Raw genomic sequence first — 22,101 nt, 5'->3', positions numbered from 1 at the left:
TGGCCGAGGTCCTTCAGGTGCACATGCCCCGGAACGAACTGCGTGAACGAGTTCACAACCGCGATGATCGGCTTGCCGAAATCCCCGTCCTTCATGCCCGTCGCACGCCACAAACCCCGGGCGCCCGCCATGTTGCGGCCATGCGTCGTCGTGCGGGAACGATAGGGAGGCATCTCGTATTTCCTTGGCTTACTCTGGCGCAGCGCCCTGCTTGCTGTCTGGCCGTACAGAATAGGTCCGCGGCACATCATATGCCATCTTTTTCTGCCGCCGGAGCGACGATGCCCGGACCGGATCCGGCTTTTAAAAGGAAACAGCCCGGACTGTGCCGGGCTGTCTGGTCTCTCGTGGATCGCGCCTCAGCGAGATGGCGCGGGTTCCGCCTCCGGCTGCGGAGCATCGTGGGCATAGGCGTCGCCATGATCCTTGCTGGCCAGGAAGGTATAGAACATCGGTACCACGAACAGCGTGAACATGGTGCCGATGAGGATGCCGGAGAAGATCACCAGACCCATGGAGTAGCGGGCTGCTGCGCCGGCGCCCTGCGCGGTGATCAGCGGCACCACGCCCAGCGCCATCGCCGCCGTGGTCATGAGGATCGGGCGCAGCCGCACCTTGGCCGAGGCCACGATGCCGTCGCGCCGCGACAGGCCCTGTTCGGCGCGCAGCTGGTTTGCGAACTCCACCAGCAGGATGCCGTGCTTGGTGATCAGGCCGATCAGCGTGATCAGGCCGACCTGGGTGTAGATGTTGAGCGTACCCAGTCCCAGATTGAGCGGGATGATGGCCCCGAAGATCGACAACGGCACCGACATCATGATGATGAGCGGGTCGCGGAAGCTCTCGAACTGGGCTGCCAGCACCAGATAGATCACCACCACGGCCAGCGCGAAGGCGATCATGATGGTGTTGCCCTGTTCCTTCTCGAGACGGGACTGGCCCGAATAGTCGATGAAGAAGCCGTTCGGCAGCGCCGACTGGGCGATCTGCTCGATGGTCTGCACGCCGGTGCCGGTGGTCACGCCCGGCACCGGAAGCGCCGAGATGGTCGCCGAGTTCAGCTGGTTGAACTGGTCGATCGAGGCTGGCGACGAGTTGGTGGAAATCTTCACCACGGTCGAAAGCGGAACCATCTCGCCGCTGGAGGCGCGCACGAAGAAGTCCCCGAGCCGTTCGGGATTGTTGCGGTATTCCTGCGGCACCTGCGGAATGATGTCGTAGGAGTTGGAGTCGCGGTCGAACTGGGCCACTTCGGCCCCGCCCACCAGCAGGCCGAGCGTCTGGCCGATCTCGCTGATCGGGATGTTCATCGCGGCGGCGCGATCGCGGTCGATGGTGACGGTGACCTGCGGGGCGTCGAAGGACAGCGAGTTCTGCACGATGATGAACCGGCCGGATGCCTGCGCTTCTCGCCTGATCTGTTCGGCCACCTCGTAGACCTGGCTGGCCTCGCCAGTCGACTGGATGACGATCGAGATCGGCAGGCCGCCGCCGGCGCCCGGCAGCGATGGCGGCGCGAACACCAGAGCCTCGACACCGGCGAGTTTGCCAAGCCGTCCCTGGATGTCGGTCTGGATCTCCTTCTGCGAACGCGTGCGCTCGGCCCAGTCGTTGAAGGCCCAGATGGCGAAGCCGCTGTTGGTGCCGCCGCCGATGCCGACCACGGAGAAGGCCGCTCGCAGCTCGGGCAGGTCCTTGGTGATCTGATAGGACTGGTCGAGATAGAGGCTGGTGTAGTCGGAGGTCGCAAAGCGTGGTCCGGAGACCAGCGAGAACAGCGCGCCCACGTCTTCCTCGGGCGCCAGCTCGCTGGACGTCTTGAAGAACATGAAGCCGGTGACCGATACCAGCGCGATGACGATCATCAGCGTTACCGGCCGATACTTCAGCGAGCCGGAAACCAGCCGCTCGTAGCGGTTGGCGATACGGTCGAAGGTCCGGTCGACAAAGGTCGCAAAACGGCTGTGGCTGCCGGACTTGAGCAGGCGCGCCGACATCATCGGCGTGACCGTCAGCGCGACAAGGCCGGAAATCACCACAGCGCCGGCGAGCGTCAGCGCGAACTCGCGGAACAGGGCGCCCGTCAGGCCGCCGGTGAAAGCCAGCGGCGCGAACACGGCGGCCAGCGTGATCGTCATCGACACGACAGGGCCGGTGATTTCACGCATGCCGACGAACGCGGCGTCCATCGGGCTCAGTCCCTCCTCCATGTGGCGGTGGATGTTCTCCACCACGACGATGGCGTCGTCGACCACCAGGCCGATGGCCAGAACCATGGCCAGAAGCGACAGCAGGTTGATCGAATAGCCCATCAGGAAGAGGAAGAAGCCGACGCCGATCAGCGACAGCGGGATGGTGATGACGGGCATCACCACCGACCGCAGCGAGCCGAGGAACAGCAGGATCACGAGGATGACGATGATCACCGCTTCGCCGATGGTCTTGAACACCTCCTTGATCGAAGCGCTGATCTGGTCGGTGGCGTCATAGACCAGCGTGATGCTCATGTCCTGCGGCAGGCTGGCCTGAATGTCGGGCAGCTCCCGTTCGACTGCCGAGGCGGTATCGAGTGGGTTGGCCGACGGCGTCGGGAATATGCCGATGAAGGTGCCCGGCTGGCCGTTGAACACGACGCGTGTGTCGGTGCTCTCGGCCGCCAGCTCGACCCGCGCGACGTCGCGCAGCCTGACCACGCCGTTCTTGTCGTCCGACTTGAGCGGCAGGGCCGCGAAGGATTCCGGCGTCTGCAAGGTGGAGCGCAGCGTGATCGACTGCGCCACATACTCGTTTTCGGTCTTGCCCGGCGCAGCCAGGAAGTTCGAGCTGTTGATCGCACCCAGCACGTCGGCGGCGGTCAGGCCGCGCGCGGCAAGACGGATCGGGTCGATCCACACGCGCATCGAGTAGTTCGCCGCGCCCAGAACCTGAACCTGCGCGACGCCCTCGATGGTCGACATGCGCGGCCGCAGCACGCGCTCGATATATTCGGTGAGCTGCTCCGAGGTCATGTGCGGGCTCTGCACGGCCAGGTACATGATGGCGAACTGCTGGCCGGTGCCCTTGACGATGGTCGGGTCCTTGGCGCCGCTCGGTAATTGCCCGCGCACCTCCTGCACCTTGGACATCACCTCGGTGAGCGCCGTGTCGGGATTGGAGCCGAGCTTCATCTGCACGGTGACCACCGAAGACGACGGCATGCTTTGCGAGCTGACGTAGTCGATGTTCTCGGTGGTCGCCACGGCTTCGGCGATCGGGGCTGTGATGAAGCCCTGGATCAGGTCCGGGTTGGCGCCCGGATACACGGTGGTGACCGTGATGACGGTTTCGTCGACCTTCGGATATTCGCGGACCGACAGGTTGAACAGGCCCTGAAAGCCGAGCAGCAGGATCAGCAGCGCGACAACGGTCGAAAGGACAGGGCGTCGGATGAAGAGCGCGGAAAAATTCATTGGCCGTTGCTCCCGGGCTGCCCGGCCCTGGACGGGTCGATGGTGTTGTCGACCACGACGGGCGAGCCGTTGTTGAGACGGTTCTGGCCGGCCGTGACCACTTCGTCGCCGGCCTCGATGCCGCGCGTGATTTCCACCCGGTCACCGGAGCGGCGCCCGATGCTGACGAAAACCTGCGTCACGGCCAGAGAAGGATTCGCATCGGCGGTTTCCCCTTCGGCCGGCTTCTGTCCGTCAGAGGCCGCGACAGCCTCGCCGGCTTCGGCCTTCTTCGGCTCGTTCGGGGCCTTGTCGGCGGAGCGGACGACATAGACGTAGTCGCCGTAAAGGCTGCTGATCAGCGCGGTCTGCGGCACGGCGATGATGTTGTCCTCGCTCGGCAGGATGACGCGCACCTGCACGAACTGTCCGGGGCTGAGACGCCCGTCCACATTGGAGATTTCCGCGCGCACCGACACCAGCCGGCTGACCGGATCGATTTTCGGGTCGATGCCGGTGATGGCGCCCTTGTAGGGCATGTCGTCGCCGGTCAGGCCGAACAGCACTTCCTGTCCGATCTTCAGATCGGGGAAGCGCTGCTCCGCGACGGTGAAGTCGACGCGCAACGTGTCGAGGTCCTGCAGCGTGGCGACCGCGTTGCCGGGGGCGACATACTGGCCCTCCTCGATGCGCGGAATGCCGATGGTTCCGGAGAACGGCGCCTTGAGCAGCTTCTGGTCGAGGACGGCCTGGAGCTTGGCGACCTGCGAAATCGAGGTCTGCCAGCTGGCGCGGGCGGCGTCGAGCGTCGCATCGGTGCCCACCCCGCGCTTCTGCAGGGCGACGGCGCGGTCGAGCGCCTGCTTGTCGAGCGCTTCCTGCGTCTTGCCGGCCTCGAGATCCGCCTTCTGCACGGCATCGTCCAGCCGCACCAGTTCCTGTCCCCGCTCGACCCTTTCATTGGCCTTGAACAGGATCTCCTTGACGATGCCTGTGGTCTCGACGGTCAGATCGACGCCGCTGGCGGCCGAGACGGTTCCGATGGCCTCGATATTCGGGGTCCATGTGGTCGGCTCGACCCTGGCGGTCGATACCGTCAGCGGATTGACCGGCATGTTGGCGAAGAAATCCTCGATTGCCTTGTCGCGGAAAAGATTGAAGCCGACGATGCCGCCGCAGACAATCACGAGCAGGATGAATGCGATGATGAAGCGCTTGATCAAGGTAATCCCTCTCGGTCGCCTGTTCTGAATTCAGGTTTCGGACAGCGTGCGTAAATTCGGGGTTCTCTACTGTACCGTCTGGACGGTATTGTCAATTGGGTTTAAGCTCCGTATGGGGAGCGATCATGAAACCCAGAAAGCCAAATTCACGCGACAAAATCCTTGCGGCGGCAGCCGATGTAGCGCGAGAAGCCGGTCCCGGCAATCTCTCGCTCGACGCTGTTGCCAACCGCGCGGGTATATCGAAAGGCGGCCTGCTTTACAATTTCCCGAGCAAGGCAAGGCTGATGCAGGCTCTGGTGGAGCAGTATCTGCGGGACTTCGACAAGGCTCTGGAGGAAGTTCATTCCGCGGACGGGCGCAAAAATCTGCTGTCCGCCTATATCCGCCTTTCGGTCGAGGAATGTCAGGAGACCGAAGCGTCAGCCTCCTGGATTTTCTCGGCTATTGCCGAGGACCCCGAATTCCTGACGCCGCTCAAAACGTTCAAGCGCCAGCTTTTCGAGCGGCTGAAGGCCAAAACGCCCGATCTGAAAGCTTTGCTTGTCACCTATCTGGCTATCGAGGGGCTGCGCAGCATGACTCTTTTCGAGTTTCACACGCTGGAAGACGAAGAGCGACAGTTGCTGATCGATTCGCTGCTGTCGCTGGCAGGAGCTGACAGCAATATCGCCGGATAGAGCGCCGTGCGTCCATGCGGACGCACCAGTGCCTGCATCGGATCAGCCGGGCAGTGTTATCACCACGGGGCCGCTGCGCGTGGCAACGACGGTGTGCTCGTATTGCACGGTAGGCGCGCGCGGCTCGCTGTAGAGGGTCCAGTCGTCGTCCTCGCCGTTCTCCGCCCATTCCGCGCCCAGAGACAGGAAGGGCTCGACGGTGAAAACGAGCCCGTCGTTCATGATCCGGCGTTCCGAACGGTCCGGCCAGGTTGCGATGGATTCCGGCTCCTCGTGCAGGGAGCGGCCGACGCCATGGCTGGCGAGGTTGCGCACCAGCGTATAGCGGTTCTTTTGCGCGAAGCTGCCGATCGCCTTGCCGATACCCGACAAAGGCTTGTCCGCTCCCGCCTGCGCGATGCCGGCCCACATGGCCCGCTTTCCGTCGCGGCACAGCCGCTCGATGTTGCGCGACACCGGCGGCACGGTGAACGACGCGCCGGTATCGGCGAAATAGCCGTTCTTTTCGGCCGACACGTCGATATTGACCAGATCGCCTTTCCCGATGCGGCGGTCGCCGGGAATGCCGTGAGCGATTTCCTCGTTGACGCTGATGCATGTCGCGCCCGGAAAATCGTAGCAGAGTTCGGGGCCTGAACGCGCGCCGGCCTGCTCCAGCAGCTTGCGGCCGAATGCGTCCAGTTCGGCTGTCGTCATGCCCGGCTCGATGGCGGCGCCCATCGCCTTGAGCGTATCGGCGACGATGCGGCCGATCTCCTTGAGAGCGTCGAATTCGTCCTGGTTCGAAATGGTCATCGGCCTTGTGTCTCGCTTTTTTTCGGTCGCCCGCAGATAGACCGCACCCGCCGTCGCCGCAAGCCGAGGCCCGGTTCAGCCGGGTGCCAGTCCCTTCAGCCGGTAGATGGCTTCCAGAGCATCGCGTGGCGTCATCTCGTCGGGATGCAGTCCGGCAAGTGCCTCGGTGAGCGCGTCGGAGCGTGGGGCCGGTTTGGGCGGCTCGCGCTTCACGGCGGCCGAAAACAGCGGCAGGTCGTCGATCAGCCGCTCGGCCTTGCCCGAAACCTCGCCTGCCTCTAGCTGGTGCAGCACCTCGCGGGCGCGCGCCACCACGGCTTCCGGAAGGCCGGCGAGGCGGGCCACCTGCACGCCGTAGCTGCGGTCGGCCGCACCCTTGCCCACTTCGTGCAGGAAGACGACGTCGCCCTCCCATTCCTTGACGCGCATGGTGACGTTGTGCAGGCGGGTGAGCTTCTCGGCCAGCGCCGTCATTTCGTGGAAATGGGTCGCGAAGATCGCCCGGCAGCGGTTTTGCTCATGCAGATATTCCACCGCCGCCCACGCGATGGAGAGCCCGTCGAAGGTGGCGGTGCCGCGTCCGATCTCGTCGAGGATCACCAGCGAGCGCTCGCCGGCCTGGTTGAGGATCGCCGCCGTCTCCACCATCTCGACCATGAAGGTCGAGCGCCCGCGCGCCAGATCGTCGGATGCGCCGACGCGCGAGAACAGCCGGTCGACCACGCCGATACGCGCCTTCGCCGCCGGCACGAAGGAACCGGTCTGGGCGAGGATGGCGATCAGCGCGTTCTGGCGCAGGAAGGTGGATTTACCGCCCATATTGGGACCGGTCAGCAGCCAGATCGCCCCATGCCCGGCGTCGCCCTCCGGCGAAAGGTCGCAATCGTTCGCCACGAAAGGGCCATCGCCGAGACGGCGCAATGCCTGCTCGACCACGGGGTGGCGGCCGCCCTCGATCTCGAAGGCGAGGCTGGAATCCACCTGCGGCCGGCACCAGTCCTCGCGCTCTGCCAGCAACGCCAGCGCCGCCGACACGTCGAGCACGGCAAGAGCGTCGGCGCCGGCGCGAATGGCTTCCGCCTCGGCCACGGCCTCCTTCACCAGCGCCTCGAACACGGCAAGCTCGATGGCCAGCGCGCGTGCGGCAGCGTTGGCGATCCGGCTTTCCAGCCCGGCCAGTTCGGTCGTGGTGAAGCGCATGGCGTTGGCCATGGTCTGGCGATGGATGAAGCGTGCCTTGGCCTGGTCCGTGCCGGTCATGACAGCCTGGTGATTGGCCGTCACCTCGATATAGTATCCGAGCACGTTGTTGTGCCGGATCTTGAGCGAGCGGATGCCGGTTTCCTCCGCCAGATCGCGTTCCATGCCGGCGATGATGCGCCGCGATTCGTCGCGCAACCCCCGCATCTCGTCGAGTTCCGCATCGTAGCCGGCGCGCACAAAGCTGCCGTCGCGCTTGAGGAGCGGCACCTCGTCGTCCAGCGCCAGTTGCAGATGCTGCGCCAGCCCCGACGGCAGCGCGGCGATGGCTGCCAGCGCACCCCGGATTTCAGGCGGCGGTTCGACGGTAGCGAAAAGGCCGGCAATGGCGGAAGCGGCCGAAAGCCCGGAACGCAGCGCGCCGAGGTCGCGCGGGCCGCCACGATTGAGCGCAAGGCGCGACAGGGCACGCGGCATGTCGGCCACGCCCTTCAGCGAAAGCCGCACCGCCTCGCCAAGGCGCGGCTCGGCGCGGAAGAAGGAAACCGAATCGAGACGCGCGGCGATCGCTGCCGGATCGGTCAGCGGCGCGGTCAGCCGCTCGGCCAGAAGGCGCGCCCCGCCACCGGTCACCGTGCGGTCGATGGCCTTGAACAGCGAGCCCTCGCGCTGGCCCGAAAGCGTGCGCAGCAGTTCCAGATTGGCGCGCGTCGCCGGGTCGATGAACAGCGTGGCGCCGTTTTCCTCGCGCTCGGGCCGCGACAGGGGCGGGCGCTCCGCCTTCTGCGTCTTCTCGACATAGGCGATGATGCCGGAAATGGCCGACAGCTCGGCGCGGCCGAACGTGCCGAAGCTGTCCGGCGTCGCCACCTCGAAGAAGCGGGCGATGCGGGCGGGCGCGGACGTGGAATCGAACAGGCTGGAAGGCTGCGGATTGGCCACCCGGCCGAGCACGTCGAAGACGGGCTTCAGCTCGGGATCGTGGAATACCGGTTCCGCCACGATCATTTCGCGCGGATCGACGCGCAATATGTCGGCGAGCAGCCGGTCGTGGCTGGTCTCGGCCACCCGGAAGGCGCCGGTCGAGATGTCGATCCAGGCAAGTGCGCAGGACTGGTCGGCCGCACCCTTCACCCGGCCGAGCGCCATCAGGAAATTCGATTCGGCCGGCGCCAGAAGCTTGTCCTCGGTGATGGTGCCGGGCGTCACCAGCCGGATCACGTCGCGCCGCACCACCGATTTGGAGCCGCGTTTTTTCGCTTCGGCCGGATCCTCGATCTGTTCGCAGACGGCGACACGGAATCCGAGCGCGATCAGTTTCTGGAGATAGTCGTCGGCGGCATGCACCGGCACGCCGCACATCGGGATGTCCTGTCCCTGATGCTTGCCGCGTCTCGTCAGCACGATACCCAGCGCCCGCGCCGCCTTTTCGGCATCGTCGAAGAACAGCTCGTAGAAATCGCCCATGCGATAGAACAGCAGCGAATCGGGGTTCGCCGCCTTGATCTCCAGATATTGTTCCATCATCGGCGTGGCGGCGGCCACTGCCGGGAGCGTTCCGGTTACGCTTTCCGGGCGCACTTGGGTCTCGTGGTTCAAGAAACTGTTTCCAAAATTTCTATATGCATTGGCTTGGCGCTTTACGGCGGGGAAGTGTAGCCTTAATTGCGCAAACTCCACAAAAACAAGCCGCGGCGGGAGCACGAGCGGCATCGGTGAGGAAACCTTTAGCACATGCCCAGCAAGATCGAGAACGCGAGCCCCTCAGTCAGCCCCGAGGAGGCGCTGGAATTCCACGCGCGCGGCCGCCCCGGCAAGCTGGAGATCATGCCGACCAAGCCGATGGCCACGCAGCGCGACCTGTCGCTCGCCTATTCGCCGGGCGTCGCCGTTCCGGTCAAGGCTATTGCCGAGGACCCCAGCCGCGCTTTCGACTACACCAGCCGCGGCAATATGGTGGCTGTGATTTCCAACGGCACCGCCATTCTGGGGCTCGGCAATCTCGGCGCGCTGGCCTCCAAGCCGGTGATGGAAGGCAAGGCGGTTCTGTTCAAGCGCTTCGCCGATGTCGATTCCATCGACCTCGAAGTGGACACGGAAGACGCAGACGAATTCATCAACTGCGTGAAATATCTCGGGCCTTCTTTCGGTGGCATCAATCTGGAGGACATCAAGGCGCCGGAATGCTTCATCATCGAACAGCGCCTGCGCGAGCTGATGGACATCCCCGTTTTCCATGACGACCAGCACGGCACCGCCATCATCTCCGCCGCCGGCCTCATCAACGCGCTGGAAATCACCGGCCGCGACATGAAGACGACGAAGCTCGTCTGCAACGGCGCCGGTTCCGCCGGCATCGCCTGCATCGAGTTGATCAAGGCGATGGGATTTGCTCCCGAAAACGTCATCCTGTGCGACACCAAGGGCGTCGTCTATCAGGGCCGTCAGGAAGGCATGAACCAGTGGAAGTCGGCGCATGCGGTGAAAACCGAAGCCCGCACCCTGGCCGAAGCCATGGAAGGCGCCGATGTGTTCTTCGGTCTCTCGGCCAAGGGCGCGCTGACGCCGGCCATGGTGCAGTCCATGGCCAGGAATCCCATCATCTTCGCCATGGCCAATCCCGACCCCGAGATCACCCCGCAGGAAGTGGCCGAGATCCGTACCGACGCCATCATGGCGACAGGCCGCTCGGATTTTCCCAACCAGGTCAACAATGTGCTGGGCTTCCCCTACATCTTCCGCGGCGCGCTCGACGTTCAGGCCACCACCATCAACGAGGAGATGAAGATCGCTGCCGCCCATGCGCTGGCCGAGCTGGCGCGCAAGGATGTGCCCGACGACGTGGCCGCCGCCTATCAGGGCAACCGGCCGAAGTTCGGTCCGAACTACATCATCCCCGTGCCCTTCGACCCGCGCCTGATCTCGGCCATTCCGCTTGCGGTGGCGAAGGCGGCGATGGAAACCGGGGTGGCGCGCCGCCCCATCGTCAATCTGGAGCGTTATGCGCAGGAGCTTTCGGCGCGCCGCGATCCGATCGCCTCCACGCTACAACGCATCTACGACCGGGTGCGCCGCCAACCAAAGCGCATCGTCTTCGCAGAGGGCGAGGAAGAGCAGGTGATGCGCGCCGCCGTCTCCTACGTCAATCAGGGGCTGGGCACCGCTATTCTGCTCGGCCGCGACGACATCATCAAGGAAAACGCCCGCCACGCCGGCATCGACCTCAACAAGCCCGGTATCGAGATCATCAATGCGCGGCTGTCGCGCCGCAACGCGGTCTATGCCGACTATCTCTACGAGCGCATGCAGCGCAAGGGCTACCTGTTCCGCGACTGCCAGCGCCTGATCAACAACGACCGCAACCACTTCGCCGCCTGCATGGTGGCGCTGGGCGATGCCGACGGCATCGTCACCGGCGTCACCCGCAACTATTCGACGGCGCTGGAGGATGTGCGCCGGGTCATCGACGCAAAGCCGGGCCACTGCGTCATCGGGGCCTCCATCGTGCTGGCGCGCGGCCGCACGGTCATCGTCGCCGACACCGCCGTGCACGACATGCCGAACGCCGAGCAGATCGCCGACATCGCCGAGGAGGCGGCCAGCTTCGCGCGCCGCATGGGCTACGAGCCGCGCGTGGCCATGCTGGCCTATTCCACCTTCGGCCACCCGCAGGGCGAGCGCTCGGAGCGCATCCAGGAGGCGGTGAAGATCCTCGATAAGCGCCGCGTCGATTTCGAGTATGACGGCGAGATGGCCGCAGACGTGGCGCTCAACCCCGCCGCCATGCAGCAATATCCGTTCATGCGCCTGAACGGGCCGGCCAACGTGCTGGTCATGCCGGCCTTCCACTCGGCCTCCATCGCCACCAAGATGTTGCAGGAACTGGGCGGTTCCACCGTCATCGGCCCGCTGCTGGTCGGCCTCAACAAGCCGGTGCAGATCGTGTCGCTCAACGCCAAGGACAGCGACATCGTCAACATGGCGGCGATTGCAGCGTTCTCTGCCGGCACCTGAAATGAGGGTTCGGGCGATCTTCTATTCGGGGTCGCCCGGTTTCCGGTGAGAAATTCCGACATGTGAGGATATGATTTTCATCAGATCAATATTTGTGGAAATTATTTCCCTATCTGTCGGCCTGGCCAAAAATTCATCCGGTGAAGCCTGTCTCGGGTCGTTGTAAATTCCGGCCAATCCCGCATTGGCGTGCCGGAGTCCGATCCGGCGCGCCTGACAGAAGGTCCGGACATGTCATCCTCTTCCCAGGCCGCCTCGCGCTCTGCGCGTGCGCAAAAACCGCTCTATGCTTCCTTCGGCTTCCAGGTTCTCGTGGCCATGGTGGCCGGTCTTGCCCTCGGCTATGTCGCCCGCCAGATGGGGCCGGATGCAGCCGGCAACGCCAACTGGCTGACGATGACCCTGTCGACCATCGGCTCGTCCTTCGTGTCCCTGCTCAGGGCGCTGGTTCCGGTGCTGGTCTTCACGGCCATCGTCGCCTCCATCGCCAATCTGCGGGAGCTGAACAACGCGGCCCGGCTGGTGTGGCAGACACTGATCTGGTTCGCCATAACCGCGCTGATCGCCGTTGTGATCGGCATTGCGCTGGGCCTCGTCCTCCAGCCCGGCCTGCATACGGCGGTGACGGAAAGCGCCGCGCGCGCGCCCTCCACCACCGGCAGCTGGCTCGATTTCCTCAAGGGCCTCATTCCGTCCAACATCCTCGGCCTTTCGGCTTCGACCAAGGTGACGGATGGTGGCGCCTCGACCAGCCTCAGCTTCAACGTGCTGCAGATTCTGGTGATCTCGATTGCCGTTGGTGTGGCGGCCCTGCGCGTCGGCCCGGCCGCCGATCCGTTCCTCGCCTTCAACCGCTCGTTCCTGAAGGTGGTGCACAAGCTTTTGTGGTGGGTCATCCGTCTCACCCCCATCGGCACCATCGGCCTGCTCGGCAACGCGGTCGCCGTTTATGGCTGGGATGCGCTGGCACAGCTGGGCTGGTATTCGGCCGCCATCTATATCGGCCTGGCGCTGGTGCTGTTCGTGGTCTATCCGGTGCTGCTCGGCGCCAACGGCCTCAACCCGCTGCGCTTTTTCCAGGGTGCGTGGCCGGCGATCCAGCTCGCCTTCGTGTCGCGCTCGTCCATCGGCACCCTGCCGCTGACCGAGCAGGTGACCGAGAACAATCTCGGCGTGCCGCGTGAATATGCCGCCTTCGCCGTGCCGCTCGGCGCCACCACCAAGATGGACGGTTGCGCCTCGATCTACCCGGCGATCTCGGCGATCTTCGTCGCCCAGTTCTTCGGCATCGATCTCGGCATTCAGGATTATCTGCTGATCGTCTTCGTGTCGGTCATCGGCTCCGCCGCCACCGCCGGCCTCACAGGCGCAACCGTGATGCTGACACTGACGCTGTCGACGCTCGGCCTGCCGCTGGAAGGCGTCGGCCTGCTGCTGGCCGTCGATCCGATCCTCGACATGGGCCGCACGGCGGTCAACGTGGCCGGTCAGGCGCTGGTGCCGACCATCGTCGCCAAGCGTCAGGGCATCCTCGATCAGGCCGCCTATGACCGCGGCGAGATCGTCGAGGCGAGCGACGGCCAGCTTGCGCCGGCTGAGTAGCCCGCAAAGCTCCAGACAGGAGAAAGGACCGGAACGGCAACCGTTCCGGCCCTTTCATATTTCAGGATAAGCCTTTTCAGAACAGGGCCTTGAGCTCGTCCAGCCTGTCGTTCACCAGCCAGCCATAATAGTTCTCCTGCGGCAGCCTGGGCGGTTGGCCGGCAGCGGCACGCGTGCGGTTTTCGGCCTTCAGTTGCTGCGCTCGCGCCTCCGGGTTCCCCACATTGTAAAGCGTGGAGGTGATGCCCGGATTGCCCGAAATGTCGAAGCCGGCAATCCGCTTGTAGGCATCGATGGAGTTGCGGATCGTCGCCGCCACATAGGGCAGGGTCAGGTCCGGGTCCATGATGGTCTTGTAGACCTGATTGGGATTGCGCACGTCGAGCTTCGGCAGGCCAGAGACCTTGTGCACCATGTCGCCCATCTGCAATGCGGTCAGCGGGTTGAGCTGGCCGAGGCCGAAGGTCTGGCCGGCATAGAGCGGCTGGAAGAAGGTGGCGCCGAACCGGTCGTTCGGGAAGCTCTTGCCGCCCACGGTCTTGCCGCGGAACGATCTGTTCCACACCTGGTCGCGGCATTGCCACAGCGAATAGCTGTCGGCCTTGCCGTCGCAGATATCGAATTCGGGGCGCTGCACGAAGTCGGAAACGTCCTCGCCCTTGTAGGAGAAGGTCAGGCGGTTTGAGAGATAGGAGACCGCCTTGACGTAATAGGTTTGCAGCCGGTCGTAGGCGTCGACATTGTAGGTGTGCTCGCCGACGATGGCGCCCGCCATGTGGATCGGATCGATGCCGTAGGCCGCCGAAACCTGCCTGATCTTGCCGCGCAGCGCGGGGTCGTTCTTCAGCAGCGCATAGATCTTGCGGTATTTTGCCTCAAAGGTCGTGCTCGTCGCCTGCGTGCGCCGGCTCGATGCGCCCGGAATGGGAGGCTGTTCGACCGAACGATTGCCGGAAGGCACCAGCGTGGCGGCCTGCGCGGGCAGGACGACAGAGGCCGCCAGCAGGGCGATTGCGACGGGTATCAGTTTTTTCATGCGGGCTGCCCGAGGATGGATGCGGCACAAACTATGAAAACAGGACGCCCGAGTCGAGGCCGTATGCTTTCTGCGGGTTCCGCACAGGGCATGGCGTTGCATAAATGTGGCAATCGCCCGTGCCGGGGCAGCGGCCGGTCGCCAGCCCCGGCAGGGTTCCGCCCTCAGGCGGCGTTCTTGCGCGTCAGCCGTGCCCTGATGCTTTCAACATCGGCACGCGGCGTCGCCGCGAACAGCGTCTTCGTATAGCTGTGCTGCGGATCGGAGAACACGGCGTCACGCGATCCGTATTCCACCGCTTCGCCGAAATACATCACCAGCACGTCGTCGGCGATGTAGCGAACGACGGAAAGGTCATGGCTGATGAAGATGTAGGTGAGCCCGAACTCGTCCTGAAGGTCGGCAAGCAGGTTCAGCACCTGCGCCTGCACCGACAGGTCGAGCGCCGACACCGGCTCGTCCAGCACCAGCAGCGACGGGTTGAGCATCAGCGCGCGGGCGATGGCGATGCGCTGGCGCTGGCCGCCCGAGAACATGTGCGGGTAGCGGTTGTAGTGCTCGGTGCCCAGGCCCACCTTCTTCAGCATGCTCATCGCGCGTTCGCGGCGCTCATCGGCCTTCACATCGGTGTTGATGACCAGCGGCTCGCACAATATGTCGCCGATCTTCTGGCGCGGGTTGAGCGAGCCGTAGGGGTTCTGGAACACGATCTGCACCTTGCGGCGCATCTCGGGCGTCAGCGGCTCGGCGGCGATGTCGATCTTGCGGCCGTCGATGAACAGTTCGCCCGCCGTCGCCGGATCGATCAGCGTGATGATGCGCGCCAGCGTGGACTTGCCGCAGCCGCTCTCGCCCACGATTGCCAGCGTCTTGCCCTTCTCGACGCTGAACGACACGCCCTTGACCGCATGGACGGTGCGGGCCGGCGTGAACAGGCCGCCGCGCACATGATAGTCGCGTCTGATGTCCCTGCCTTCGACGACGACGGCTCCCTTGGTGTCCTTGCTCATTACGCGGCTCCCGGGGCGGGTTCGAACATCATGTCGGAGATGGTCGGCAGCCTGTCGCCGACGGCGTTGTCGGGCAGGGCGGCGAGCAGGGCGCGGGTGTAATTGCTCTTCGGGTTCTCGAACAGCGACAGCACGTCGGCCTCCTCCATCTTGCGGCCCCGATACTGGACGATCACCCGGTCGGCCGTCTCGGCCACCACGCCCATATTGTGGGTGATCATGATCAGGCCCATGCCATGCTCGGCCTGGAGCTTCATCAGGAGATCGAGGATCTGCTTCTGGATGGTGACGTCGAGCGCGGTGGTCGGCTCGTCGGCGATGAGAAGCTTCGGGTTGCAGGCGATGGCCATGGCGATCATCACGCGCTGGCACTGGCCGCCCGACATCTGGTGCGGGTAGGAACCGAGCCGCTGCTCGGGCTCGGGAATGCCGACCAGAGTGAACAGTTCGATGGCGCGGGCGCGCCGCCGGGCGCGGTCCATGCCCATGTGGAAGCGCAGTACCTCCTCGATCTGGAAGCCGACCGTGAAGCAGGGGTTGAGGCTTGCGATCGGCTCCTGGAAGATCATCGAGATGTCCTTGCCCACGATCCTGCGGCGCTGGGCAGGATCGAGGCTGAGCAAATCGATGCCGTCGAAGGCCATGCGGTCGGCCCTGACGGTGGCGGTCTTGGGCAGCAGCCCCATCACCGCCAGCATCGACACCGACTTGCCGGAGCCGCTCTCGCCGACGATGGCCAGAACTTCGCCGGGCTCGACCGACAGGTCGATGCCCTGCACGGCCATGAACGGGCCGGTGGAGGTCTCGAAGGAGACGGTAAGGTTCCTGATTTCGAGAAGTGGCATCACGACCTCTTCAGCTTGGGATCGAGCGCATCGCGCAGGCCGTCGCCGACCAGGTTGATGGCGAGCACGGTGACGAGGATGGCGAGGCCGGGGAAGGTCACGACCCACCAGGCGCGCAGGATGAACTCGCGCGCTTCGGCCAGCATCGTGCCCCACTCGGGCGTCGGGGGCTGGGCGCCCATGCCGAGGAAGCCGAGGGCGGCGGCGTCGAGGATGGCGTTGGAGAAGGAGAGCGTGCCCTGCACGATCAGCGGGGCGAGGCAGTTGGGCAGGATGGTCCTGAACATCAGCCTCAGGTGCCCGGCGCCCGCAACCTTTGCGGCGACGACGTAATCGCGGGTCTTTTCGGCCATCACCGCAGCGCGGGTCAGGCGCACGAAGTGCGGCTGCAGCACCAGCGCGATGGCGATCATCGCATTGGTGAGGCCCGGGCCCAGAACCGCCACCAGCACCAGCGCCAGCAGCAGCGACGGGAATGCCAGGATGATGTCCATGACGCGCATGATCACGGTGTCGACCCAGCCGCGGAAATAGCCGGCGATGACGCCGACGATGATGCCGCCCACCAGCGCCAGCGAGGTGACGATGGTGCCGATGAACAGGGAGTAGCGGGTGCCGTGGATGAGGCGCGAGAGGATGTCGCGTCCCACGGGATCGGTGCCGAGCAGGAAGGCCGGGCGGCCGCCTTCTTCCCACACGGGCGGCACCAGAACCGCGTCCCGGAACTGTGCGGCGGGCGCATGCGGCGCGATCCACGGCGCCAGAAGGGCGACGATCACCAGCGCAATGAACACCCACAGGCCGATGACGGCGCCGCGATTTTCGGAGAAATAGAACCAGAATTCCGCGAACCGGGCCCTGAACGAAGGATCCGTACCGATGCCGGTGGCGGTGGCCGTGACGGTGTTTGTGTCGGTCATGACGCCCTCCTCAGTGCCGGATGCGCGGATTGATGAGGCCGTAGAGAAGGTCGACGACCAGATTCACCACCATGATGATGGCGGCGATCAGCAGCAGTCCTCCCTGGATCACGGCGTAGTCGCGGCGGAAGACGGAATCGACCATCCATTTGCCGATGCCCGGCCACGAGAAGATCGTCTCGGTCAGGATCGCGCCGGCCATCAGCACGCCCACCTGCAGGCCGATGGTGGTTACGACCGGGATCATCGCATTGCGCAGCGAATGGATGCCGATGACGCGGAAGGTGGACAGGCCCTTGGCTCGTGCCGTGCGCACATAATCCTCGCCCAGCACTTCGAGCATTGCCGAGCGCGTCTGCCGGGCAATGACGGCCAGCGGAATGGTGCTGAGGACGATGGAAGGCAGGATGAGGTGGCTGACCGCCGACTTGAAGGCACCGCTCTGGCCCGACAGCAGCGAGTCGATGAGCATGAAGCCGGTGACAGGCGGGAAGAAATACATCAGCGAGATACGGCCCGAAACCGGCGTCCACTGCAATATGCCGGCGAACAGGATGATGAGCAGCAGGCCCCACCAGAAGATCGGCATGGAATAGCCGACCAGAGCCACGCCCATCACCGACTGGTCGAAGAAGGAGCCGCGCTTCATGGCCGCGAAGATGCCGGCCGGGATGCCGATGACCACGGCGATGATGATGGCGCAGAACGACAGTTCCAGCGTTGCCGGGAACAGCGAGAAGAACTGGTCGAGGATCGGCCGCTTGGTGACGATCGAGGTGCCGAAATCGCCGGTCAGAACGCCGCCGATGTAGTCGAGATACTGGATCGGCAACGGCCGGTCGAAGCCGAGCTGGTGCGTGATTTCGGCATGGCGCTCCGGCGACATGACGCGCTCGCCCGACAGCAGCGCGACCGGGTCGCCCGGCAGCAGCCGGATGAAGGAAAATGCGATGATGGAGACCCCGATGAAGGTCGGGATCAGGACGGCAAGCCGCCCGAGAAGAAAACGAAGCATAACGGACCTTCGCGTTGCCCTTTTGAAAGGGGCGCCCTGAAGAGCTTTCCCACTTGTCCCGGAGGCATGCGGAAAGGCTCTGTTCCCTGTTAATCCTGCAATTCCGTCCGGAAACCGGTGCCGGCTTTCTCCGGAATTACCCCCAGGCGCGTCGCGATGCCCAAGGGCTGCCGGCGCGCTTTCCGTGTCTGGTTCCCAGATATTCTTTCAGGTGTTTGCCCCGGGCCGGGTACGGGCTTCGGGGCATGCCTATAGCAAAGGGCGCCCGCATCGCGGGCGCCCCGTTTGCCTGGTCAGGTTTACTCGACGAGATCGACGCCTTCGAAGGCGAAGTCGCCGAGCGGGCTCTGGTGGAAGCCCTCGACTTCCTTGCGCATCGGAACGACCGACAGCGAGTGGTCGAGCGTGGCCCACGGAGCCTCGCGCTTGAAGACTTCCTGCGCCTGCTCGTACAGCTTGACACGCTCGGCCTGGTCGGTGGTGGCCTTGGCCTTCACGACGAGGTCGTTGAACTCCTCGTTGCACCACTGGGCGCGGTTGTTGCCGCCGACGGCGTCACAGCCCAGAAGGGTGTGCAGGAAGTTGTCCGGATCGCCGTTGTCGCCGGTCCAGCCGAGGATCACCGCACCGTCGCGGTCCTTGGCCTTGGAGCGGTCGAGATACTCGGCCCACTCATAGGACACAACCTCGACCTTGACGCCGATCTTGGCGAAATCGGACTGGATCAGCTCTGCCGCGCGACGTGCGTTGAGCATGTACGGACGCGACACGGGCATTGCCCAGACCTTCATCGACAGGTCCTTGACGCCGGCTTCCTCCAGCATCTTCTTCGCAGCATCCGGGTCGTAGGCGTCGTCCTTGATGGCGTCGTTGTAGGACCACATGGTCGGCGGGATCGGGTTCTTGGCTTCCGTGGCCGCGCCCTGGAACACCGCATCGACGATGGCCTTCTTGTTGATGGCCATGTTGAGCGCCTTGCGCACCTCGACCTTGTCGAACGGCGCCTGGGTTGTGTTGTAGGCGAGGTAGGCGATGTTGAGGCCTTCCTGCTCCATAACCTTGAGGTTCGGATCCGCCTTCATGGCTTCCACGTCGGCCGCGTTCGGGAACGGCATCAGGTGGCATTCGCCGGCCTTCAGCTTCTGGTAGCGCACGGCGGCGTCGGTGGTGATGGCGAAGACGAGGTCGTCGATCTTCTGCTTGCCGCCCCAGTAGTCCGGGTTGGCCTTGTAGCGGATCACGGCATCCTGCTGATAGGCGACGAAGGCGAACGGACCGGTGCCGAGCGGCTGCTGGTTCATCAGCTCCTTCTTGCCGTCGGCTTCCAGCTTGTCGGAATATTCCTTGGACACGATCGACATGAAGGGCATGGCGAGGTTGGCAAGGAAAGGCGCCTCGGGCTGGTTCAGGGTGATCTTGACGGTATAGTCGTCAACTTTCTCGACCGACTTGATCAGCGCCGGGAACCCCATGCCGTTGGCATATTCCCAGGAAGCGCCAGCAACATACTGGTTCCAGGGATTGTTGGAGTTGAGCTGGCGGTCGAAGGAGAAGACCACGTCGTCGGCATTCAGGTCGCGCGACGGAGTGAAGAAGTCGGTGGTCTGGAACTTCACGCCCTGACGGATCTTGAAGGTGTATTCGAGGCCGTCGTCGGAGATTTCCCAGCTTTCCGCGAGGCCCGGCTCGGTTTCGGTCGTTCCCGGCTTGAACTCGAGCAGGCGGTTGTAGACGGTATGGGCGGCGGCGTCGAACGTGGTGCCGGCTGTGTACATGCCGGGGTCGAAGCCTTCCGGCGAACCTTCGGAGCAATAGACGAAGGTTTTCGCGTTGGCTGCTCCACCCATGACGGTTGCAGCCAGCAACGCGGCTGCAAGTGTCAGTTTCCTGTTCATTGAGGACTCCCTGATATTTTCCCAAGCCCCGTTTGTCAGCCTGGTGAAGCCGGCATATAAGCATCGTTTTCACGGCTTTGGAACTCCCCGTCGATCTGCCCCAGGGTAACGGGAATAAAATTTCCTGTTACGGCCCCTTTGCGTAATTCCGCAAAAGCTGTGCGCAATGCTTTCGACGTTTTATGACTTGAACTGCATGATCGATGCGGATTGCGCGGGCCGGGCAGGCAGGTGGCACAAGAAAGAATCGCTGCTGCCTGCCGCTGCGGCACGGCTTGCAAGGCGCGGCTTTGTACCCATAGATACAGTTGCAGGACGGATGAGGCGGTTCGCCTGCGAGAATTAAGCCGGCAGGGAGGCGCATTCCCAGGGAAGGCGAGCCGGTTGACCATATTCCCGGAAAGAAACCAGGGAGGACGCATTGGCCAAGGCAACCAGGGAAAAGCCCGTCAGCGGATCGGGTGCAGTCAGCAAGACAGCGGCTGGGAAGGTGAAGGCGCAGGCAAAGGCGGAAGTCGCGAAGCCGGCGGCGAAGAAGACCGCGGCGACAAAGGCGAAGGCCGATGTCACGATGGCAGGGAAATCCGAAGCCGCGCCTGCGGCGAACAAGGCAACCTCCGGCAAGGCCGCGGCGGCGAAGCCGAAGGCGGCGAAGACCGGGGCGGCGAAGACTGGGGCGGGCACCTCCGCCACGGCACCCGCCAGCGCCACGCGGGCTGCGTCCGCCGCCGCGCCGGGGAAAGCCGGCGGCAAGGCCGCCAAACCGTGGCTCGCCAGCTATCCGGCGAACATGCCGGCGGAAATCGGCGAGCTGATCGCCCCCTCCATCGGCGCTCTGCTGGTCGATTCCTGCAAGCGCTATGCCGGCAATCCCGCCTTCGCCAGCATGGGCAGGACCGTATCCTTTGCCGAGATTGAGCGTCTTTCAGCCGCGCTTGCCGCCTATTTCCAGTCCGTCGGGCTGGCGAAGGGCGCGCGTGTGGCGCTGATGATGCCGAACGTGCTGCAATATCCCGTGGCGATGATGGCGGTGCTGCGCGCCGGCTATGTGGTGGTCAACGTCAACCCGCTTTACACGGCGCGCGAGCTTGAGCACCAGCTTCAGGACTCCGGCGCGGAAGCCATCGTCATACTGGAGAACTTCGCCCACACCCTTCAGGCGGCAATCGGCAAGACACAGGTCAGGCATGTGGTGGTCGCGGCCATGGGCGACCTGCTCGGCCTCAAGGGCGCGCTTGTCAATCTGGTGGTCCGGCGCGTGAAGAAGCTGGTTCCGGCATGGTCGCTGCCCGGCCACATCCGCTTCAACGCCGCCCTGAAGATCGGTGCGGCGCATACCCTCCAGCCTGCCGAGGTCGGCCCCGACGACATCGCCTTCCTGCAATATACCGGCGGCACGACCGGGGTGTCGAAGGGCGCGACGCTGCTGCATCGCAACGTTCTGTCGAATGTGCAGCAATTGTCCTTGTGGGTGGAGGACGCCTTCACGGTCAAGCCGAAGCCGGCGCATCAGGTCTATGTCTGCGCGCTGCCCCTCTATCACATCTTCGCTCTCACGGTGAACGGCTTGATGGGCATGCAGCAGGGCGCGCTCAATGTGCTCATTCCCAATCCGCGCGATATTCCGGCATTCGTGAAGGAGATCCGCAACCATTCGTTCAACATTTTCCCCGGTCTCAACACGCTGTTCAATGCGCTGCTCAACAATGAGGAGTTCCGCAAGCTGAATTTCAGTTCGCTGGTGCTTTCGCTGGGCGGCGGCATGGCCGTGCAGCAGGGCGTGGCCGACCGCTGGAAGGCGCTGACCGGCAACCACATCACCGAGGGCTACGGCCTTTCGGAAACTTCGCCGGTCGCGACGGCCAACAAATGCTCGTCGCCGGATTTCACCGGCACCATCGGCCTGCCCATTCCATCGACCGAGGTTGTCATACGCGACGACGACGGCAACGACGTCGCACCGGGCGAGGTCGGCGAAATCTGTATCCGCGGGCCGCAGGTCATGGCCGGATACTGGAACCGGCCGGAGGAGACCGAAAAGGTCATGACGCCGGACGGTTTCTTCAAGACCGGCGACATGGGCTTCATGAATGCCGAAGGCTTCACCAAGATCGTTGACCGCAAGAAGGACATGATCCTCGTCTCCGGCTTCAACGTCTACCCGAACGAGCTGGAGGAAGTCGTCGCCAATCATCCGGGCGTTCTGGAGGCGGCTGCCGTCGGCGTGCCGGATGAGAAGTCGGGCGAGGTTCCGAAGCTCTTCGTGGTGCGCCGCGACCCCAACCTCACCGTCGAGGCGCTGATCGCTTATTGCCGGGAAAACCTCACCGGCTACAAGCGTCCGAAATACATCGAGTTCCGCGACGAGTTGCCGAAAACGCCGGTGGGCAAGATCCTCAGGCGAGAACTGCGCGACTCCTGACAGAAATTGCGGTGGC

The 22,101-nt window shown here is 64.2% G+C and carries 14 protein-coding genes; 4 read left to right on the top strand and 10 right to left on the bottom strand.

The window, feature by feature from the left end; translation table 11 throughout:
- Window positions 1-359: 359 nt before the first annotated feature.
- Both DES43_RS02585 and DES43_RS02580 read right to left on the bottom strand, forming a co-directional pair.
- Window positions 360-3,449, bottom strand: coding sequence for an efflux RND transporter permease subunit (locus tag DES43_RS02585; RefSeq protein ID WP_035025341.1), 3,090 nt, complete (start codon window positions 3,447-3,449; stop codon window positions 360-362).
- Window positions 3,446-4,651 (bottom strand): efflux RND transporter periplasmic adaptor subunit, encoded by a 1,206-nt coding sequence (locus DES43_RS02580; RefSeq protein WP_035025338.1) that lies wholly within the window; start codon window positions 4,649-4,651, stop codon window positions 3,446-3,448. Before DES43_RS02580 ends, DES43_RS02585 begins: the two co-directional genes overlap by 4 nt.
- 125 nt (window positions 4,652-4,776) lie before the next feature.
- On the opposite strand from DES43_RS02580, the gene DES43_RS02575 reads away from it, so the two are divergent.
- Entirely contained in the window at window positions 4,777-5,331 is a 555-nt protein-coding gene (locus DES43_RS02575; RefSeq protein WP_035025336.1) for a TetR/AcrR family transcriptional regulator, read from the top strand.
- A gap of 42 nt (window positions 5,332-5,373) precedes the next feature.
- Here DES43_RS02575 and map read toward each other — a convergent pair whose 3' ends face one another.
- Together map and mutS are read right to left on the bottom strand one after the other, a co-directional pair.
- Complete coding sequence (gene map / locus DES43_RS02570; RefSeq protein ID WP_035025334.1) at window positions 5,374-6,126, bottom strand: type I methionyl aminopeptidase; 753 nt, start codon at window positions 6,124-6,126, stop codon at window positions 5,374-5,376.
- 75 nt (window positions 6,127-6,201) lie between these two features.
- Entirely contained in the window at window positions 6,202-8,925 is a 2,724-nt protein-coding gene (gene mutS, locus DES43_RS02565) for a DNA mismatch repair protein MutS (RefSeq protein WP_051520487.1), read from the bottom strand.
- Between the two features lie 135 nt (window positions 8,926-9,060).
- On the opposite strand from mutS, the gene DES43_RS02560 reads away from it, so the two are divergent.
- Entirely contained in the window at window positions 9,061-11,340 is a 2,280-nt protein-coding gene (locus tag DES43_RS02560; protein ID WP_035025332.1) for an NADP-dependent malic enzyme, read from the top strand.
- A gap of 231 nt (window positions 11,341-11,571) precedes the next feature.
- Entirely contained in the window at window positions 11,572-12,942 is a 1,371-nt protein-coding gene (locus DES43_RS02555; protein WP_035025390.1) for a dicarboxylate/amino acid:cation symporter, read from the top strand.
- Between the two features lie 76 nt (window positions 12,943-13,018).
- On the opposite strand, the gene DES43_RS02550 is transcribed toward DES43_RS02555, so the two are convergent.
- The 6 genes from DES43_RS02550 to DES43_RS02525 form a co-directional block, all read right to left on the bottom strand.
- Window positions 13,019-13,978, bottom strand: a complete 960-nt coding sequence (locus DES43_RS02550) for a DUF1402 family protein (protein WP_035025329.1) — start codon at window positions 13,976-13,978, stop codon at window positions 13,019-13,021.
- Window positions 13,979-14,142: 164 nt separating this feature from the next.
- Entirely contained in the window at window positions 14,143-14,988 is an 846-nt protein-coding gene (locus tag DES43_RS02545; protein WP_035025327.1) for a dipeptide ABC transporter ATP-binding protein, read from the bottom strand.
- Complete coding sequence (locus tag DES43_RS02540; RefSeq protein ID WP_051520486.1) at window positions 14,988-15,833, bottom strand: ABC transporter ATP-binding protein; 846 nt, start codon at window positions 15,831-15,833, stop codon at window positions 14,988-14,990. Before DES43_RS02540 ends, DES43_RS02545 begins: the two co-directional genes overlap by 1 nt.
- On the bottom strand, window positions 15,833-16,753 hold the full coding sequence (locus tag DES43_RS02535) for an ABC transporter permease subunit (RefSeq protein ID WP_035025325.1): 921 nt from the start codon (window positions 16,751-16,753) through the stop codon (window positions 15,833-15,835). Before DES43_RS02535 ends, DES43_RS02540 begins: the two co-directional genes overlap by 1 nt.
- 10 nt (window positions 16,754-16,763) lie before the next feature.
- Window positions 16,764-17,768 (bottom strand): ABC transporter permease subunit, encoded by a 1,005-nt coding sequence (locus DES43_RS02530; protein WP_035025323.1) that lies wholly within the window; start codon window positions 17,766-17,768, stop codon window positions 16,764-16,766.
- A 299-nt stretch (window positions 17,769-18,067) separates the two neighbouring features.
- Window positions 18,068-19,663, bottom strand: coding sequence for an ABC transporter substrate-binding protein (locus DES43_RS02525; RefSeq protein ID WP_035025321.1), 1,596 nt, complete (start codon window positions 19,661-19,663; stop codon window positions 18,068-18,070).
- A 421-nt stretch (window positions 19,664-20,084) separates the two neighbouring features.
- Between DES43_RS02525 and DES43_RS02520 the strand changes: the two genes are divergently transcribed.
- The gene (locus tag DES43_RS02520) at window positions 20,085-22,085 is read left to right on the top strand and encodes a long-chain-fatty-acid--CoA ligase (RefSeq protein WP_035025318.1); all 2,001 of its coding nucleotides are present in this window, start codon (window positions 20,085-20,087) and stop codon (window positions 22,083-22,085) included.
- Window positions 22,086-22,101 lie beyond the last annotated feature (16 nt).

It is taken from the genome of Aquamicrobium defluvii (assembly GCF_004363725.1).
Taxonomy (GTDB): Bacteria; Pseudomonadota; Alphaproteobacteria; order Rhizobiales; family Rhizobiaceae; genus Mesorhizobium; species Mesorhizobium defluvii.
Note: the sequence above shows the minus strand (reverse complement) of the source record. Positions and strands in the feature narration are given on the sequence as shown.

Coding starts and splice junctions, on each gene's coding strand:
- DES43_RS02585 (WP_035025341.1), bottom strand. CDS start 3,449: ATGAATTTTTCCGCGCTCTTCATCCGACGCCCTGTCCTTTCGACCGTT.
- DES43_RS02575 (WP_035025336.1), top strand. CDS start 4,777: ATGAAACCCAGAAAGCCAAATTCACGCGACAAAATCCTTGCGGCGGCA.
- map (WP_035025334.1), bottom strand. CDS start 6,126: ATGACCATTTCGAACCAGGACGAATTCGACGCTCTCAAGGAGATCGGC.
- DES43_RS02560 (WP_035025332.1), top strand. CDS start 9,061: ATGCCCAGCAAGATCGAGAACGCGAGCCCCTCAGTCAGCCCCGAGGAG.
- DES43_RS02555 (WP_035025390.1), top strand. CDS start 11,572: ATGTCATCCTCTTCCCAGGCCGCCTCGCGCTCTGCGCGTGCGCAAAAA.
- DES43_RS02550 (WP_035025329.1), bottom strand. CDS start 13,978: ATGAAAAAACTGATACCCGTCGCAATCGCCCTGCTGGCGGCCTCTGTC.
- DES43_RS02545 (WP_035025327.1), bottom strand. CDS start 14,988: ATGAGCAAGGACACCAAGGGAGCCGTCGTCGTCGAAGGCAGGGACATC.
- DES43_RS02540 (WP_051520486.1), bottom strand. CDS start 15,833: ATGCCACTTCTCGAAATCAGGAACCTTACCGTCTCCTTCGAGACCTCC.
- DES43_RS02535 (WP_035025325.1), bottom strand. CDS start 16,753: ATGACCGACACAAACACCGTCACGGCCACCGCCACCGGCATCGGTACG.
- DES43_RS02530 (WP_035025323.1), bottom strand. CDS start 17,768: ATGCTTCGTTTTCTTCTCGGGCGGCTTGCCGTCCTGATCCCGACCTTC.
- DES43_RS02525 (WP_035025321.1), bottom strand. CDS start 19,663: ATGAACAGGAAACTGACACTTGCAGCCGCGTTGCTGGCTGCAACCGTC.